This window comes from Gordonia asplenii, from assembly GCF_012933505.1.
GTDB classification, from domain to species: domain Bacteria; phylum Actinomycetota; class Actinomycetes; order Mycobacteriales; family Mycobacteriaceae; genus Gordonia; species Gordonia asplenii.
Map to the genome: position 1 here is coordinate 188,175 of NZ_JABBNB010000008.1, position 14,589 is coordinate 202,763.

A 14,589-nucleotide genomic window follows, 5' to 3' on the forward strand; every position below is an offset into this window, starting at 1 on the left:
GAGACGTCCGGAATGCTGCTACGTCTGGTTGCTCTGCCAGGGCAGATTCGCCCGACGTTGCGCGTGCACGGGGCAGTAGTGCATCGGGTTGTCGCGCTCCGACGCCGGCGGCATGTTGCGCGCAGGAGATTCCAGGAGAGGGGCGTCGATCGGTACTCGCCCGGCGACCCGGTCGATCGCGTCGCGGGCGCGCGGATGTCGGCGGTACCGGGTGGGCGCGAGTTTCATCGCCGCATTGACCGCCTTGCCGAAGCGACGCAATCGCTTCCCGTCGCGCTCGGTCCACGACAGTCCCATCATCTCGCGGATCGGGGCGTCGTACAGGCCGGTGGTGATCCACAGGAACATCTTCTGGACGTGGCCGACCTGTGCCTTCCATAACCAGGCGGGCATCCACGCGAGGAAGGGCGGGGCGGGCAGAGACGAGATGTCGAGCACCGTCCGGACCGCATCGTGGTCGCGTAATACGTTGCGGCACATGTGATCCCAGTACTCGAGGAACTCCTCGTAGGTGTCCGGGCAGGGGCGCATGCTGACCCCGTACATCGCGTACCAGGTCCGTGACTCCTCGAACAGTTCACGTTTGGCCCGCTCGTCGATAGGCGGGCCGAACACTTCGGCGCATCGCACGTTGCCGTACCAGAACGTCGCGTGCGCCCAGTAGAAGACATCCGGGTCGAGGGCGTGATAGCGCCCGCCGTCGTCCATCGTGCCCTTGATGTCGAGGTGGAAATCGCGGACCTGACGACCGGTGTCGGGGGTCATGTCGAAGACGACGCCGCCGATCGGATAGATCGAGCGCAACAGCCGTTGCCAGCGTTCGCCGAAGAAGTCCGAGTGATCCCATACGCCTGCGGCCAGTTTGGGGTGCATGTTCTGCATCGACCCCGACCACAGGCCCATCAGCATGCCGCGCCAGTCGCCGAAGTAGCGCCACGTCGTCGACTCGGGGCCGAGCAGTACGACGGGCGAGGCGTCGGTCGGCGGTGCTGGCAATACCTCGGTCATGAGACGGAACTCTAGATTCGTCTCATCATGGTGTCAATGCCAGATGGGTGATTCCGGGTGGGGGCGAATCGTTGTCCGGCAGACGCGGACATGGTGTGCGGTGGCGACACCCCGTGTGGGGTCGAGTCACGCCGGGCCGGTGTAAGTGCGCGCCCCGCAACCTTTCTGCAGAGTATTTGGTCTGTAAAACGCCGTCGCCGCTGAATTGATCATCTATTGGTGTCAGTGCTCAGCCCCGGCGTCGCAGCCGCACGCGGGTGCCCGGTGTCAACTGGCCGGCGCGGTCCAGCGACGCTTCGGTGAGCACCGCGACCACCGGGTATCCGCCGGTCACCGGATGATCGGCGAGGAAAATCACCGGCTGGCCGCTCGGCGGCAGTTGAATCGATCCGTGCGCGATGCCTTCGGAGGCCAGTTCACCCAGATCGGTGCGCGGCCGCACCGACCCTCCGGCGCCGTCGAGCCGCACGCCGACGCGATTGCTCGCCGGGTTGACCGTCCAGATCTCGGTGAAGAGATCGCCGAGGTCGTCGACGCGGTCGGCGCGTGGACCGTCGGCGGCGTCGAGCGCGACGACGTCGGGCAGTCGGTCGTCGACGGGTGCGACGTCGATCGGCGGCCACGATCCGCCCAGCGCTGCGATCCGCAACCGCGTGCCCGCGACCAATGCGGGCGGACCCAACTTCGCCAGGGTGTCCGTCGACCGGGAACCCAGCGTCGGCTCGACGTCGACGCCGCCACGTACAGCGACATAGTTGCGCAGACCGGAAGTCGTTGTGCCGATGGACAATTCGTCGCCGTCATGCAGTGACATCGCGGCATTGCGGCCGTAGTCGACGCCGTTGCGCGCCACGTCGGCGACGGCGCCCGCCACCGCGATCACCACGTCCCCGATCGCGCGCAGGCGCAGCCCGCCCAGCGTCGTCTCGATGCCCGCGGCATCCTCCGGGTTGCCGACGAGTCGGTTGGCCAGGCGCAGCGAGCCGCGGTCGGCGGCACCGGAGCGCGGCACCCCCAAGTGTGCGTATCCCGGCCGGCCGAGGTCTTGGATGCTGGCGAACGGCCCCGGTTCGACGACCTCCACCGCGATCATCGGCGCTCGCTGACGAACCGCACCCAGGTTCCGGGGGTGAGCCGGGCGGGCGGTTCGCGGTCGAGGTTCCACAGGTCGAAGTCGGTGTGCCCCAAGAGATACCAGCCGCCGGGGCTGTCGGTGGGGTAGACGGCGCTGTAACCGGCGGCCACCGCCACCGTGCCCGCCGCGACTCGTGGACGCGACTGAGCCCGCCTCGACAGCGTGGCCAACGGGGTGTCGTGCTCTGGAACCAGATAGCCGAAACCGGGCGCGAAGCCGATGAAAGCGACCCGCCACCGGGTGCACGCATGGGCGTCGAGCACGCCCTGCCGGGACAACCCGAGCAGTTCACCGACCTCGTCGACGTCGGGGCCGTCGTAGCGGACCGCGATCTCGATGCTCGACGAGGCGGCGGGCTCGGCGTCGTCGAGCTCGATTCCGCGCAATGCCCGCCGGATACCGAGGGCGTCGATGGGCCCGTCGGCTTGAACGAGCAGCGTCGACGCCGCCGGAATCACCTCGCTGATGCCGGCCAGGGAACCGTCGTCGACGGCCCGGGCGATGGCGTCGGCGGCGACGGTGACAGCGTCGAGACCGGCCGGATGGCCGGTGAAGTCGAGGAGGACCGCATTGGGGCCCGCAGGGCGCTCACGCACACGCTCAACCTACTAACTTCGACGTTGTGAATCAGTAATGCCAGGTCAGACGGCCGTGTCTATTACGCGCAGGTTACGCGGGCGACCCTGTTTCGGTATCGATTCGGGTGAAAGGCTACTTTGTATCTTGCAACTCTCACCTGAGTAAAGGGGTTCGTGTGTCTGCTGAAACAGTCCCAGCTGACCAGGCGTCCGTCAGTCCCTCAGCGACGTTCACCTACCCCGGTGGACAGCTGGAGCTGCCGATTCTGGAAGCCACCGAAGGCAGTGATTCGGTCGCGTTGGGTAATCTGCTGTCCAAGACCGGTCTGACGACGTTCGACGGAGGCTTCGTCAACACGGCGTCGACCAAGTCGGCCATCACCTACATCGACGGCGACGCCGGCATTCTGCGGTATCGGGGCATCCCGATCGACCAGCTCGCCGAACGCTCGACGTTCATCGAGGTCAGTTACCTGTTGATCTACGGTGAGCTGCCGTCGCAGGCACAGCTCGACGATTTCACCGAGCGGATTCAGCGGCACACGCTGCTTCACGAGGATCTCAAGCGGTTCTTCGACGGCTTCCCGCGCAATGCGCACCCGATGCCGGTCCTGTCGTCGGCGGTCAACGCACTCAGCGCGTACTACCAGGATTCGCTCGACCCCAAGGTGCCCGAGCAGGTCGAACTCTCGACCATCCGGCTGCTCGCCAAGCTCCCGACTATCGCGGCGTACGCGTACAAGAAGTCGGTCGGCCAGCCGTTCCTCTACCCGGACAACTCGTTCAATCTGGTGGAGAACTTCCTGCGGATGACCTTCGGCTTCCCGGCCGAGCCCTACGAGGTGAACCCCGAGGTCGCCAAGGCCCTCGACATGCTGTTCATCCTGCACGCCGACCACGAACAGAACTGTTCGACGTCGACGGTCCGCCTCGTCGGATCGAGCCAGGCCAATCTGTTCACGTCGATCTCCGGCGGCATCAACGCCCTGTGGGGTCCGCTGCACGGTGGCGCCAACCAGGCGGTCCTGGAGATGCTCGACGAGATCAAGGCATCCGGTGGCGACACCAAGGCCTTCATGAACCGGGTCAAGAACAAGGAAGACGGTGTGAAGCTGATGGGCTTCGGGCACCGCGTCTACAAGAACTACGACCCCCGCGCGGCCATCGTCAAGAAGACCGCCGATCAGATCCTCGCCTCGCTCGGCGTCCAGGACGATCTGCTCGACATCGCCAAAGGCCTCGAAGAGGTTGCGCTGCACGACGATTACTTCATCGAGCGTCGCCTGTACCCGAATGTCGACTTCTACACCGGTGTCATCTACCGTGCGATGGGCTTCCCGACACGCATGTTCACCGTGCTGTTCGCGCTCGGCCGGCTGCCCGGCTGGATCGCGCACTGGCGTGAGATGCACAACGACCCGACCACCAAGATCGGCCGCCCGCGTCAGCTCTACACCGGCTACACCGAGCGCGACTTCGTCGCGATGGGAGACCGCTAGTCATGGCAAACGAGAAGCCCGAAGTCGAGTTCCCGGAAGGCCCCGCGCCCACCGAGTTGCAAATCGTCGACCTCATCGAAGGTGACGGCGCGCAAGCCCAGCGTGGCGGCGTCGTCGACGTGCACTACGTCGGCGTCGAGTACGAGACCGGCGAGGAGTTCGATTCGTCCTGGGACCGCGGTCAGTCCGCGAACTTCCCACTGAACCGACTCATCCCAGGCTGGCAGGAAGGCATCCCCGGCATGAAGGTCGGCGGCCGACGTCGGCTGACCGTTCCGCCGGAGCTCGCCTACGGCCCGGCCGGTGCAGGCCACCGCCTGTCCGGCAAGACCCTGGTATTCGTCATCGACCTGCTGGGCGCCAGCTAGCGTAGTCCTGTCGGATCACCGACGAAAGCCCCGAACGGATCTCCGTTCGGGGCTTCGCTTGTTGTGGCCACCGCGGTTCCCGAGTGCCGAGGTGCGAGCGTCGGTGTGTCACTTCGGTCCCCGAGTGCCGAGCTCGCGAGCGTCGGTGTCCACCTCGCTCCCCGAGTGCCGAGCTCGCGAGCGTCGGTGTCCACCTCGCTCCCCGAGTGCCGAGGCGAGGCACGAGCGTCGGTGTAACGAGGGGTAGGTGCGACGAAGAACCCAACGCTACCGAAAAGTCATGTGGGCGTGCTGCTTTCAGCATCAGGCCGAGGTGGTCGGGTTGGGGAGATCGGGTCACCGGACCCCTCGTTACACCGAAGCTCGCGAGCTCGCTTCGGCACTCGGGGAGCGGGGGCGCAAGTTCGCTTCGGTACTCGGGAGCGCTACGTGCACAGCGCTGACGCGCGGAATCCGTGTGCGACGCCGCGGCTGTGGACCTTGCCGTTGACCTTGATCACGCATTTGGCGGTGGAGCCTTCGCTCTGCACGCGCACCGACAGAATCTGTTGCGGCGACACGCTGGGGAACGAGATGGTGCGGTGGTACAGGCCATCGGCGCCCTTCTCGCTGAGCTTGAAGTCGTGTTGCTGATGCAGGATGTTTGCGCCGTTGAAATAGGAGATCGTGCCGAACGTCGTGTCCGACGTCGCCTCGAAGGTGATGGTGTCGCCCCGCGTCGCAGCAGATGCGCCGGCCGCGGCGATCGAGCCGGCACCGAACGCGACGGCGGCCGCGGCTGCACCGCAGATCATCCATTTGCGCATCTTATGATCCTCACTTACCTGTGGTTACTGTCACGTAGCTGCATGAAGTATTGCGTACATCGCATTGCGATGGCTAGCTAATCTTGCCACCTCGCGACGACATATCGGCGCGCGGGGATCGCAACGCCTCGCCCCAGCGGACACGCGACCCGGTTCGCAGGATCGATCGCTGATAGATCCGGGCCGCGATCCACGCCGCGGCCGCACACGCGAGGATCATCAGTACCAGGGTTCCGGCGATCTGCGCGGCATCCGTGTCACCCGTCGCCACCCTCATCGGCATCAACGCCGCACTGAACGGGGGTATCCAACTGAGCGTCTTGATGAATGTCGAGTCGAGCGCATTGATGCCGAACGTCGCCGAGTACACGACGGCCAGCGCCAGAATCGTCAACGGCGCCGAACTCGAGTTGAGTTCCTCCTGGCGTGACACCAGGGCGCCGGTCGCGGCGTAGAGCGTCGCGAAGAAGACGAAGCCGAGCAGGAACCACACGAGCACCGCGGCGAAGACTCCGCCCGCCAATGCCGGCAGCGTGAGCAATCCGGTCGCGGTGCCGGCGATCACCGCGGTGGCGCCGAGAATCAGGACCTGTGCCAGCGCGATCGCGCCGATGCCCAGAATCTTGCCCCACAGCAGATGCAGCGGCTTGATGGTGGCGAGCAGAATTTCGACGACGCGTGAGGTCTTCTCTTCGACGACGCCTACCGCCACCATCGAGCCGCCGGTCATGACGGCGAACATCAGCAGGATGGTGCCGACGAGCGCCATCACGATGCGCTGGTCGGCGTCGGCCTTGCGCGGCGTGGTTTGTTGCGCCGTGATCGACACTCGCGCAAGGGAGTTCGCGTCGACGCCGCGCTGCGCCAGCGCGGTGGTCAGGCCCACGGAGTCGATGGTGCCGCGTATCGCGCCGTCGAGCTTGGCGTCGATCTGATTCTTGCTGACTGTGATGAAGGTCGTCGCCGACGTGGCGATGACGGCGGCGTCGAGGTCACCCGCGGCCACTCTGGATCGCGCTTGCGCGGCGTCGTCGACCTTGATCACGTCGATCGGTACGCCGAGTCGGTCACCAACGTTCGGCAGCGCCTGGCCGATCGCGGAGACGTTCGACGCCGGGTCGCCGGTGACGCCGACCCGCTGCCGGTCGTCGCCGCCGGTGACCGCGGCCAGCACGACGGCGCCGACGACGATGATGATCATCATCAGCCCGGTGGTGACCACGAATGATCGGGTCTTCGCGCGCGTGACGATTTCACGTTGTGCCACAAGGTAAATCGCGGTTCGTGCGTTCATGCCGACACTACCTCCCGGAAGATCTCGGTCAGACTGGGTTTGCTGGTTCGGAACTGATGCACCGGCCCCGCGGCCAACGCGGCGTGCAAGATCTGCTGGTCGTCGGCGACGGCGAGGTCGAGGGTCAGCCGGGTGGTCGGACCGTCGTGGGCGACGTCGACGATGCCGCGCAATCCGCTCGTCCAGTCGAGAGTCGCCGGCGGGCCGACGATTTCGAGGATTGCGCCGTGACCCGACTGCAACTCGGCAACGGTGCCGACGGCGCGCATGCCGCCCTTGACGATGACACCGACGCGGTCGCAGAGTTGCTGCACCAGGTCGAGTTGATGCGATGAGAAGATCACCGGCACACCGGATTGCGCCTTCTCGCGCAGGACGGCGCTCATGACGTCGACGGCGACCGGGTCGAGTCCGGAGAACGGTTCGTCGAGGACAAGTACGTCGGGGTCGTGTACGAGCGCGGCGGCGAGCTGCACGCGCTGTTGATTGCCCAGTGACAGGTCCGCCACATTGTCGTCGATACGCTCGGCCACGCCGAGCCGTTCAGTCCAGCGGGTGACGCTCGCTGCGGCGTCCGACGGTGAAAATCCGTGCAGCCGAGCAAGATACGACAATTGCTGGCCGACCTTCATCTTGGGGTAGAGGCCGCGTTCCTCGGGCATGTACCCGATGCGTCGGCGGGTGGAGAAGTCGATCGCGGTGTCGCCGACGGCGACGCTGCCCGCGTCGGCGGACAGTACTCCGAGGACGATGCGCATCGTCGTCGACTTTCCCGCGCCATTGCTACCGACGAATCCGAAGATCTCGCCGGGCGCGACGCTGAACGAAACATCTTGCAGCGCAACGAGATCGCCGTATCGTTTGGATAGGTTGCGGATGTGTAGAGCCTCGGTCATCGGTAGTCGCCTTTCGGGTCGACGTCGTCGTCGGGGTCGTGGGTCCACCACGCGGTGAGGATGGTGGGAATCATGGTGCCGATCAGCAGAAGTGTGATCAGGGTGATGGCGGTGCCGTAGACGAATTGCGGTGGTACGCCGTCGCTGTAGCGTCCCGACAAGGTGACGAGAATGAAGTACGGAATGAACATCAGGGCCACCAGAATGCCGAAACTCATTGAGCGCGCCGCGTTTCGCTGAGCCAACTGCAATTCGTCGAGAGCTGCGGCGGGGGTGTCGGCGACCGACCCGGACACGATCCGCACCGCGTACTGCGACGCGATGCAGCCGATCAGGCCGATGGCGAAGGGGACGGCGAACCACCAGGTGAAGAACGCCAATACGGCACTGACGCCGATGTAGGCGAGGCTGATGCACAGAGCGGCGACGGCGCGTCGGGCACCGCGGCGGTTGTGCCAGTTCGGCAGTCGGTGGCCGTGCTTTCTGGCGAACGCGTCATGGCGGCGCGCGCGCCAGCAGTCGTACCGGCGCCACACCTGCGGGGGACTGACGTCGGGGAGTGGGGAATGCGGATCGGTCGTCATTGCGATGCACCTTTCACACGATCGGTGGGCGGGGCGACGGCGGGTGACTCGTTTGTGCGCCCGTACAACTCGGCCGACATGGCGCCGAACGGGGTTCGACTGAAGACCGCCTCGACCGGCAGCGTGAAGACGGCACAGATGCGAAAGGCGAGGTCGAGACTGGGGTAGTTGTCGCCGCGTTCGAGTGCGCCGACTGATTGGACGTTGACGTCGACCAGTTCGGCGAGCTGCGCGCGCGACATCGACCGCTCCGCGCGCAACACCGCGATGCGGTTGTAGATGGGAAGCTTCTCCCCACGTCTTACTGGACTCACAGATCATAGTGTTGTGAAAACACAACAGTATGTCAATGGGAAATTATTAGCGATGATCACGGATCGGGAGGAGTCGGCCCGGAAACGCAGTCATCGCGTACTCAGGCCGCCAGGAACGCCGCGATATTTCGGGCGGCCTCGCGGCCCGCGCGATTCGCACCGATCGTCGACGCCGACGGCCCGTACCCGATCAACTGGATGCGGGGATCGGATTCGACGGTGGTCGCCAGGCGGCCGGTCATGACGATTCCGCCACCCGGGCCGCGCAACCGCAGCGGCGAGAGATGATCGAGTGAACTCCGAAACCCCGTGTTCCAGAAGATCACGTCGACGTCGAGCGTCTTACCCGCGAGTGCCCCGCAATCCCAGGCGACGCCGGTCGGCGTGATCCGCCCGAACATCGGCCGCCAGTCCGACAGGATTCCGTCGGCCCGGGCGTCGGCGATCGCGGGCGTCAGCGGCAACCCGGTCACCGACACGACCGACGTCGGCGGGAGCCCGGCCCGCACCCGCTGCTCCACCCGAGCGACGGCTTCGCGGCCGCGGTCCGGGCTGAAGTCCGGTGAGCCGAAGGTCGGCTCGGTCCGTGACGTCCAAAATGTCTGTGCGCCAGGCGCATTGCGGGCGATCTCGATGAGCAGCTGCACTGCCGAAATGCCCGCACCGACCACCAGGATTCGCTTGCCCGCGAACTCCGCCGGCCCCGAGTAGTCATGCGTGTGCAGCTGTCGGCCGGCGAATTCTTCGATGCCGGGGACGTGCGGGACGAATGGTCGTTCCCAGGTGCCGGTCGCATTGATGAGCGTGCGGGAGGTGATGTCGAAACCGTCGGACAGCGTGGTGACGAATCCGGTGTCGTCGCGCCGGACCGACCGGACCCGAAACGGGCGGTGGACGGCGAGGCTGAACTTGTCCTCGTACATCGAGTAGTAGCGCGGCACGGCACTCGATGCCTTGACTGTTCCGTCGTGCACCTCGCTTTCGCCGAGGGCCTCGATCAAGCCGAATCCGGGAAGGTCGTGCACTCGGTTGGCGCCCGCCAGGGTCAGCGTCGGCCATCGAAACTGCCATGCCCCGCCTGGGTGTGCGGCGGCGTCGAGCAACTGATAGCGGCCGGTGAGCCCGAAGTGTTGCAGGTAGTACGCACCCGACAGGCCGGCCTGACCACCGCCGATGACGAGAACGTCGGAATCGGGGAGCGGCCGGGACGCGGAGTCGATGTCGATTAGTGCATCTGCGATCACAGTTACTCACTGTGGCATGCCGCGCGGCAGGGTAGGTTGTTGCCCATGATTTTTAGCTCAAGTACTGATTCCGTCACGACGATCGAGCTGGCCCGGGAAAGCAAGCGCAATGCGTTGAACGAGGAGATGGTGGTCCAACTCGCCGACGCATTCGCCACCGCTGCCGCCGACGGCACCCGGGCGATCGTGTTGACCGGCCGCGGCAACGTGTTCAGTGCCGGAGCGGATCTGTCGGGGCCCGTCTACGACCCGGTGTTCCTGGAGAAGCTGGTCGCGATGCTGCAGCAGATCGAGTCGACCCCGGTGCCGGTGATCGCGGCGCTCAACGGTGCCGCACTGGGCGCCGGTTTGCAATTGGCGATGGCGGCCGACCTGCGCGTGATGTCGCCCGACGCGCTCGCAGGCATTCCCGCAGCGAAAATCGGTGTGGCAGTGGATGAATGGACGATTCGTCGACTCGTCTCGCTGGTCGGCTCGGGCCAGGCGCGCGGCATGCTGATCGGTTGCGAGCCGCTGTCGGCCGACCGCGCGCACGACCTCGGCTTCGCCAACCGCATCGGCGACCTGGCCGACGCTCAGCACTGGGCCGCGACTATCGCGGCACTCGCACCGCTGACCCTGCAGCATTACAAGTTGGTGCTCAACGGCGACGGTGCGCGTGACGAAGCGCCGCGGGACCGTCGGGACGCGATGCTCAAGGCATGGCAGAGCGCGGATCTGGCCGAGGGGCGAGCGGCGCGCGCCGAGAAGCGGGTGCCGGTCTTCGAGGGGAGGTAGTTGCGGCCGACAGCGCTCCACCCGAACGAAATGGCTTAACCCGAACGGAAATTCCGTTCGGGTTAAGCGGTAGTTGTCGGGTCTGCTTCGTTTCCTCGTTCCACTGTTGGGTTTTCGACTCCCCTCTACCACTCGGCCTGGATCCACCGATGGCAGGCCCTATCCGCTGGTTGAGCCGCGAGGAGCGTTAGCGACGAGCGTGTCGAAACCACGGTGAGACAACAGATTTCGGTGATTCGTGGCTGACCAGGACGGCAGCATCAGCGCAACCGTCGAATGCACCTGCTGAGTGCGCGGCTGGAGAGGATCACCGCGATCGGAACGCGAAATGCACTGTCGCGCGAAACCTGTTGCGTCACCGTGGTTTCGACACGGACCTCGGCTAGCGCCTCGGACCGGCTCAACCAGCGGAGCGGGTGCCATCGGTGGATCCAGGCTCGGGGAGCGGGCGTGGCTCGTTCCCCGGTTGGTCTTTCGGCTCACCAGACCCCTCTACTTCGGTACGACCGCTCGTGCCTCGCGGTCACTCAGCACAGCGGTTACACCGAAGCTCGTTCCTCGCTTCGACACTCGGGGAGCGGGGTGGTCGGTTTGGGTTCTTTGTCTTGCTGGCCCCTCGTTACACCGAAGCTCGTTCCTCGCTTCGGCACTCGGGGAGCGGGGGCTGGCTCGTTCCTCGCTTCGGCACTCGGAGAGCGGGGGCTGGCTCGTTCCTCGCTTCGGTACTCGGGGAGCGGGGGCTTATTCGCCTCGGCACCCGAGGAGCGCCGGCCCCTACCGTCCCAGGACCCGCTCCAGATAGGGATTGGTGAACACGCGATCGGGGTCGAAACGCTCACGGACGGCTAGGAATTCGTCGAAGCGCGGGTAGACGCCGCGGAGGTAGTCGGCGTCGCGGGTGTGCATCTTGCCCCAGTGGGGGCGGCCCTCGTGCCCGACCATGATCGCCTCGACGTCGTCGAAGTAGGCCTGCGCGTCAGCGCGGGAATCACCCGAATACCGGTGTACCGCAATGTATCCGCTCACCCGACCCGACGCCGTGGACAGCATCAGATCGTCGGCGGCCGCCGCGCGCACCTCGATCGGGAAACTGACTCGATAACCGCGCCGTTCGATCATCGACCGCACCTCGCGCAGTGCCGCGGGCACGGCGTCGAGCGGGATTGCGTACTCCATCTCGCGGAAGCGCACACTACGCTGCGAGGTGAACACCGACGTCGACACGTCGGTCATCGTTCGCGCCGAAAGTGCCCGTCCGGCAATCTGATTGAACGCCGGAACGACGCGGGGCCACCGTGCGCCGATCGCGCACAACGCGCCGAACATGCCGTTGCTCAACAGTTCGTCGTCGATGTAACGACGCACCTTCCCCGGCCCCGACGACGCCGCGTCCGCGGGCCCGCGAGTGTTGGTCTTGGTCAGCGTGCACTCGGTGTGCGGGAACCAGTAGAACTCGTAGTGATCGTGGTGAGCGACGTTGTCGCCGAACGCTTCCAGTACCTCCTCCACGTGGCCGGGTGCTTCGACGGCGGTCAACGTGAATGCCGGGACCAATTGCAGGGTCACCTCGGTGACGATGCCCAGGGCGCCGAGCCCCAGGGCGACGGCCTTGAGGTCCGGGTCGGCGGAGTCGATCTGCCGGACGGTCCCGGTGCCGTCGACCAGCGTCGCGCCGACGATCTGCGTCGAGATCCCGCCGAAGGCCTTGCCGGTGCCATGGGTGCCGGTCGACGTCGCCCCGGCCAGTGTCTGCTTGTCGATGTCTCCCAGATTGGGCATCGCGAGGCCATGCGGCGCAAGCAGTTTCGGCATTTCATACAGGTGGGTACCGGCGCCGACGGTCACGCGGGCCGCGTCGACGTCGACGGTGCGCAGTCCGCGCAGGTTCTCCGACGTCACCTGTACCCCCGGCGCCACCGCGATCGGTGAGAAGCTGTGCCCGGCGCCGATCGGTTTGACCGCCAAGCCGTGCGAGCGGGCATCGACGATCAGCTGCGCGACGTCGGCGTGCGACCTCGGCCGACGCACCGATACCGGGTCGGCGGTCGCGGTGGCGCCCCAGTTGCGCCACCGCCCGGTCGTGCCCGCCGAATCACGTGAAGTCACAGGAAGCTCTTTCCCTCGCCCCGATAGGTCGGCACCACGTCGGCGACGCGGGGTCCGCCGTCGGCGTCGCGGTCGATGATCGCGACCTCGTTGACGTGTTCGGCCGCTTCGCCCGACTTGGTATGACGAAACCATACGCGATCGCCGATGCCGACGGCGCGGGCGGCGTCGCCCCGCAACGGCGTCTGGACCTCGCCGGCCGCTTCGGTTCCGATATAGGAAAGACCTTGCGGCCAAACGGGTTTCGGTAGCCGGTCGGGGGCCGCCGGACCCGACGCCACCCAGCCGCCGCCCAAACAGGTGACGATGTTGCGCGCGGGTCGGCGGACCACGTCGAGGCCGAACGCCATCGCCGGAGCGGGGCGGAAGTGCCGATAGTTGTCGAACAGATGCCCACCGAAGAATCCGCTGCCCGCGGCGATGTCGGTGACCGACGCGTCTTTCGCCGTCTCCTCGAGCGAACCCGTGCCGCCGGCGTTGACGAAGTGCAGGTCGGCGTGCTCGCGAATGGCGGCGATGGCCGCGCCCCGGCGTCGCCGCAGCTCCGACATCGACTGATCCTGCATCACCCCGACGATCCGGTTCTTCAGGTCGGCGCCGTCGACGCCGTTGCCGACGCCCGCGACCTGGGCTTCATACGACATGACGCCGACCAGCGAGAAGCCCGGCCGATGGGCGATGGTGCGAGCGAGCGACGCGGCGTCGGACACCCGGTGCACCGGCGACCGGCGCACCCCGATGTGCACCAGCCCGAAGACGAAGCGCAACGATGCGTCGAGGTCGATCGCGATGCGCACCGCCCCGCGCCGGCCGGGGGAGACCACCGAGTCGATGAGGTCGAGTTGTGCGGCGGAGTCGACGAGCAGGGTCACCCGTTCGCGAGCGGTGTCGTCGGCGATGAGGCGCCCGATGGCTCCGCGCGACGTCGTCGGGTATCCCATGAGGACGTCGGGCACGTCGAGTTCGGTTGCGAGCCAACGGGCCTCGTCGACGGAGTAGGCGAGTACCCCGGCGAACCCGTCCCGATCGAGGATGTCGCCGATCACCGAGCGCACCCGAACTGACTTGCTGGCGACGCGGATGGGGACCCCGCCCGCGCGGCGTCGAAGATCAGCGATGTTGTGCTCCAGCGCAAGACGGTCGATCACCAGCGCGGGCGAGTCGAGCCGTGCGGCGCGAGCGGCGGCGTCGATGCTGCGCCAGTAGGTCTCCGGGTCGCGCTGCCACAGCTCGTCACAGGAGTTGGGCATGAGAAATCATCACATTGACGACGGCGGTGATCAGTTGTCGCACCACCTTGTCGTCGGCGGTGCTCAAGTAGGTCAGGGTGATGGCGTTGGTGGTCGCGATCATCAGCGGGGCGAGGTCGCTCACGTCCACGTCGAAGGTCATTCCGGCGCGTGCCGCACCCACTTTCAGCCCGTCGCCCGCGATCTTGTAGAGCCGCTCGTACATGATCTTCCCGGCGTCGTCGAGTTCGGGATGATTGTGGGCGTAGATGCCGAGCGAGATGGTGGCCTGCATGCGGCCCGGGTCGGCGCGCAGCATCGCGTAGAAGGTCTCGAGATTCTCATGCATGTTGGCGCGCAGATGTTCCACGCCGATGCCCTCGGGGTTGGTCTCCGGGGAGATGGCGTCGAGGACCCGCGACAGGTCGTACGGCACCGCGGTGTCGATCACGGCCCGCAGCAATGCGGTCCGGCTCTCGAACGCGTAATGAAAACTGGCCAGCGGCATTCCGGCCTGGGCGCAGATGCGCCGTGTGGTGGCGCCTTCGACGCCGAGATCGGCGATGACCCGATAGGCCGCGTTGACGAGCGCCGAACGCCGTTCCTCCACCGACATCCTGGTCATGTGGCTACGATCTCCCTTTGCTGGTCCGGCGTCGAGCGTTGGATTTTCGGAATCGACCTGTGATCGCTTCGTGATAAATCCTATCCCGATGCCGCCACGCCCGGAGACTAACCGTCTCTGCGGTCG

15 protein-coding genes are annotated in these 14,589 nt (G+C 66.2%); 3 read left to right on the forward strand and 12 right to left on the reverse strand.

The features are described 5' to 3' along the window. Positions 1-18: 18 nt before the first annotated feature. The 3 genes from HH308_RS10170 to HH308_RS10180 form a co-directional block, all read right to left on the reverse strand. Entirely contained in the window at positions 19-1,008 is a 990-nt protein-coding gene (locus tag HH308_RS10170) for an oxygenase MpaB family protein (protein WP_170194073.1), read from the reverse strand. A 229-nt stretch (positions 1,009-1,237) separates the two neighbouring features. Next, complete coding sequence (locus HH308_RS10175) at positions 1,238-2,101, reverse strand: 5-oxoprolinase subunit C family protein (protein WP_170194074.1); 864 nt, start codon at positions 2,099-2,101, stop codon at positions 1,238-1,240. Further along, complete coding sequence (locus HH308_RS10180; protein WP_170194075.1) at positions 2,098-2,739, reverse strand: 5-oxoprolinase subunit B family protein; 642 nt, start codon at positions 2,737-2,739, stop codon at positions 2,098-2,100. The genes HH308_RS10175 and HH308_RS10180 overlap by 4 nt, the downstream gene beginning before the upstream one ends. Before the next feature lie 158 nt (positions 2,740-2,897). Here HH308_RS10180 and HH308_RS10185 point away from each other — a divergent pair, with 158 nt between their 5' ends. Both HH308_RS10185 and HH308_RS10190 read left to right on the forward strand, forming a co-directional pair. Then, positions 2,898-4,220: a citrate synthase gene (locus HH308_RS10185; protein ID WP_170194076.1), complete on the forward strand. Its 1,323-nt coding sequence runs from the start codon at positions 2,898-2,900 to the stop codon at positions 4,218-4,220. A gap of 2 nt (positions 4,221-4,222) precedes the next feature. Further along, positions 4,223-4,588, forward strand: coding sequence for an FKBP-type peptidyl-prolyl cis-trans isomerase (locus HH308_RS10190; RefSeq protein ID WP_170194077.1), 366 nt, complete (start codon positions 4,223-4,225; stop codon positions 4,586-4,588). A 425-nt stretch (positions 4,589-5,013) separates the two neighbouring features. On the opposite strand, the gene HH308_RS10195 is transcribed toward HH308_RS10190, so the two are convergent. From HH308_RS10195 to HH308_RS10220, 6 genes are all read right to left on the reverse strand, one after another. Beyond that, entirely contained in the window at positions 5,014-5,394 is a 381-nt protein-coding gene (locus tag HH308_RS10195; RefSeq protein WP_170194078.1) for a hypothetical protein, read from the reverse strand. Between the two features lie 73 nt (positions 5,395-5,467). After that, on the reverse strand, positions 5,468-6,688 hold the full coding sequence (locus tag HH308_RS10200) for an ABC transporter permease (RefSeq protein WP_170194079.1): 1,221 nt from the start codon (positions 6,686-6,688) through the stop codon (positions 5,468-5,470). After that, a complete protein-coding gene (locus HH308_RS10205; RefSeq protein ID WP_170194080.1) occupies positions 6,685-7,584 on the reverse strand; it encodes an ABC transporter ATP-binding protein in 900 nt (299 codons plus the stop codon). The genes HH308_RS10200 and HH308_RS10205 overlap by 4 nt, the downstream gene beginning before the upstream one ends. Further along, complete coding sequence (locus HH308_RS10210; protein ID WP_170194081.1) at positions 7,581-8,168, reverse strand: hypothetical protein; 588 nt, start codon at positions 8,166-8,168, stop codon at positions 7,581-7,583. The genes HH308_RS10205 and HH308_RS10210 overlap by 4 nt, the downstream gene beginning before the upstream one ends. After that, positions 8,165-8,482 carry a helix-turn-helix transcriptional regulator gene (locus HH308_RS10215; protein ID WP_170194082.1) on the reverse strand — a complete coding sequence of 106 codons (318 nt, stop codon included), beginning with the start codon at positions 8,480-8,482 and terminating at the stop codon, positions 8,165-8,167. Before HH308_RS10215 ends, HH308_RS10210 begins: the two co-directional genes overlap by 4 nt. 101 nt (positions 8,483-8,583) lie before the next feature. Beyond that, positions 8,584-9,726: an NAD(P)-binding domain-containing protein gene (locus HH308_RS10220; protein ID WP_312870517.1), complete on the reverse strand. Its 1,143-nt coding sequence runs from the start codon at positions 9,724-9,726 to the stop codon at positions 8,584-8,586. A gap of 45 nt (positions 9,727-9,771) precedes the next feature. Between HH308_RS10220 and HH308_RS10225 the strand changes: the two genes are divergently transcribed. Continuing rightward, entirely contained in the window at positions 9,772-10,503 is a 732-nt protein-coding gene (locus tag HH308_RS10225; RefSeq protein WP_170194083.1) for an enoyl-CoA hydratase, read from the forward strand. A 774-nt stretch (positions 10,504-11,277) separates the two neighbouring features. Here HH308_RS10225 and HH308_RS10230 read toward each other — a convergent pair. Genes HH308_RS10230 through HH308_RS10240 form a run of 3 tightly spaced genes read right to left on the reverse strand, consistent with a single transcriptional unit; the run spans position 11,278 to position 14,463 of the window. Beyond that, entirely contained in the window at positions 11,278-12,609 is a 1,332-nt protein-coding gene (locus HH308_RS10230; RefSeq protein ID WP_170194084.1) for a D-arabinono-1,4-lactone oxidase, read from the reverse strand. Next, positions 12,606-13,859, reverse strand: coding sequence for an alanine racemase (locus HH308_RS10235; RefSeq protein ID WP_170194085.1), 1,254 nt, complete (start codon positions 13,857-13,859; stop codon positions 12,606-12,608). Before HH308_RS10235 ends, HH308_RS10230 begins: the two co-directional genes overlap by 4 nt. Next, complete coding sequence (locus HH308_RS10240; RefSeq protein ID WP_170194086.1) at positions 13,843-14,463, reverse strand: TetR/AcrR family transcriptional regulator; 621 nt, start codon at positions 14,461-14,463, stop codon at positions 13,843-13,845. Before HH308_RS10240 ends, HH308_RS10235 begins: the two co-directional genes overlap by 17 nt. Positions 14,464-14,589: the final 126 nt, after the last annotated feature.

Bases quoted from the DNA above. Each gene is read 5' to 3' on its own strand.
- HH308_RS10170 (WP_170194073.1), bottom strand. From the start codon at position 1,008: ATGACCGAGGTATTGCCAGCACCGCCGACCGACGCCTCGCCCGTCGTA.
- HH308_RS10175 (WP_170194074.1), bottom strand. From the start codon at position 2,101: ATGATCGCGGTGGAGGTCGTCGAACCGGGGCCGTTCGCCAGCATCCAA.
- HH308_RS10190 (WP_170194077.1), top strand. From the start codon at position 4,223: ATGGCAAACGAGAAGCCCGAAGTCGAGTTCCCGGAAGGCCCCGCGCCC.
- HH308_RS10195 (WP_170194078.1), bottom strand. From the start codon at position 5,394: ATGCGCAAATGGATGATCTGCGGTGCAGCCGCGGCCGCCGTCGCGTTC.
- HH308_RS10200 (WP_170194079.1), bottom strand. From the start codon at position 6,688: ATGAACGCACGAACCGCGATTTACCTTGTGGCACAACGTGAAATCGTC.
- HH308_RS10205 (WP_170194080.1), bottom strand. From the start codon at position 7,584: ATGACCGAGGCTCTACACATCCGCAACCTATCCAAACGATACGGCGAT.
- HH308_RS10210 (WP_170194081.1), bottom strand. From the start codon at position 8,168: ATGACGACCGATCCGCATTCCCCACTCCCCGACGTCAGTCCCCCGCAG.
- HH308_RS10225 (WP_170194083.1), top strand. From the start codon at position 9,772: ATGATTTTTAGCTCAAGTACTGATTCCGTCACGACGATCGAGCTGGCC.
- HH308_RS10235 (WP_170194085.1), bottom strand. From the start codon at position 13,859: ATGCCCAACTCCTGTGACGAGCTGTGGCAGCGCGACCCGGAGACCTAC.
- HH308_RS10240 (WP_170194086.1), bottom strand. From the start codon at position 14,463: ATGACCAGGATGTCGGTGGAGGAACGGCGTTCGGCGCTCGTCAACGCG.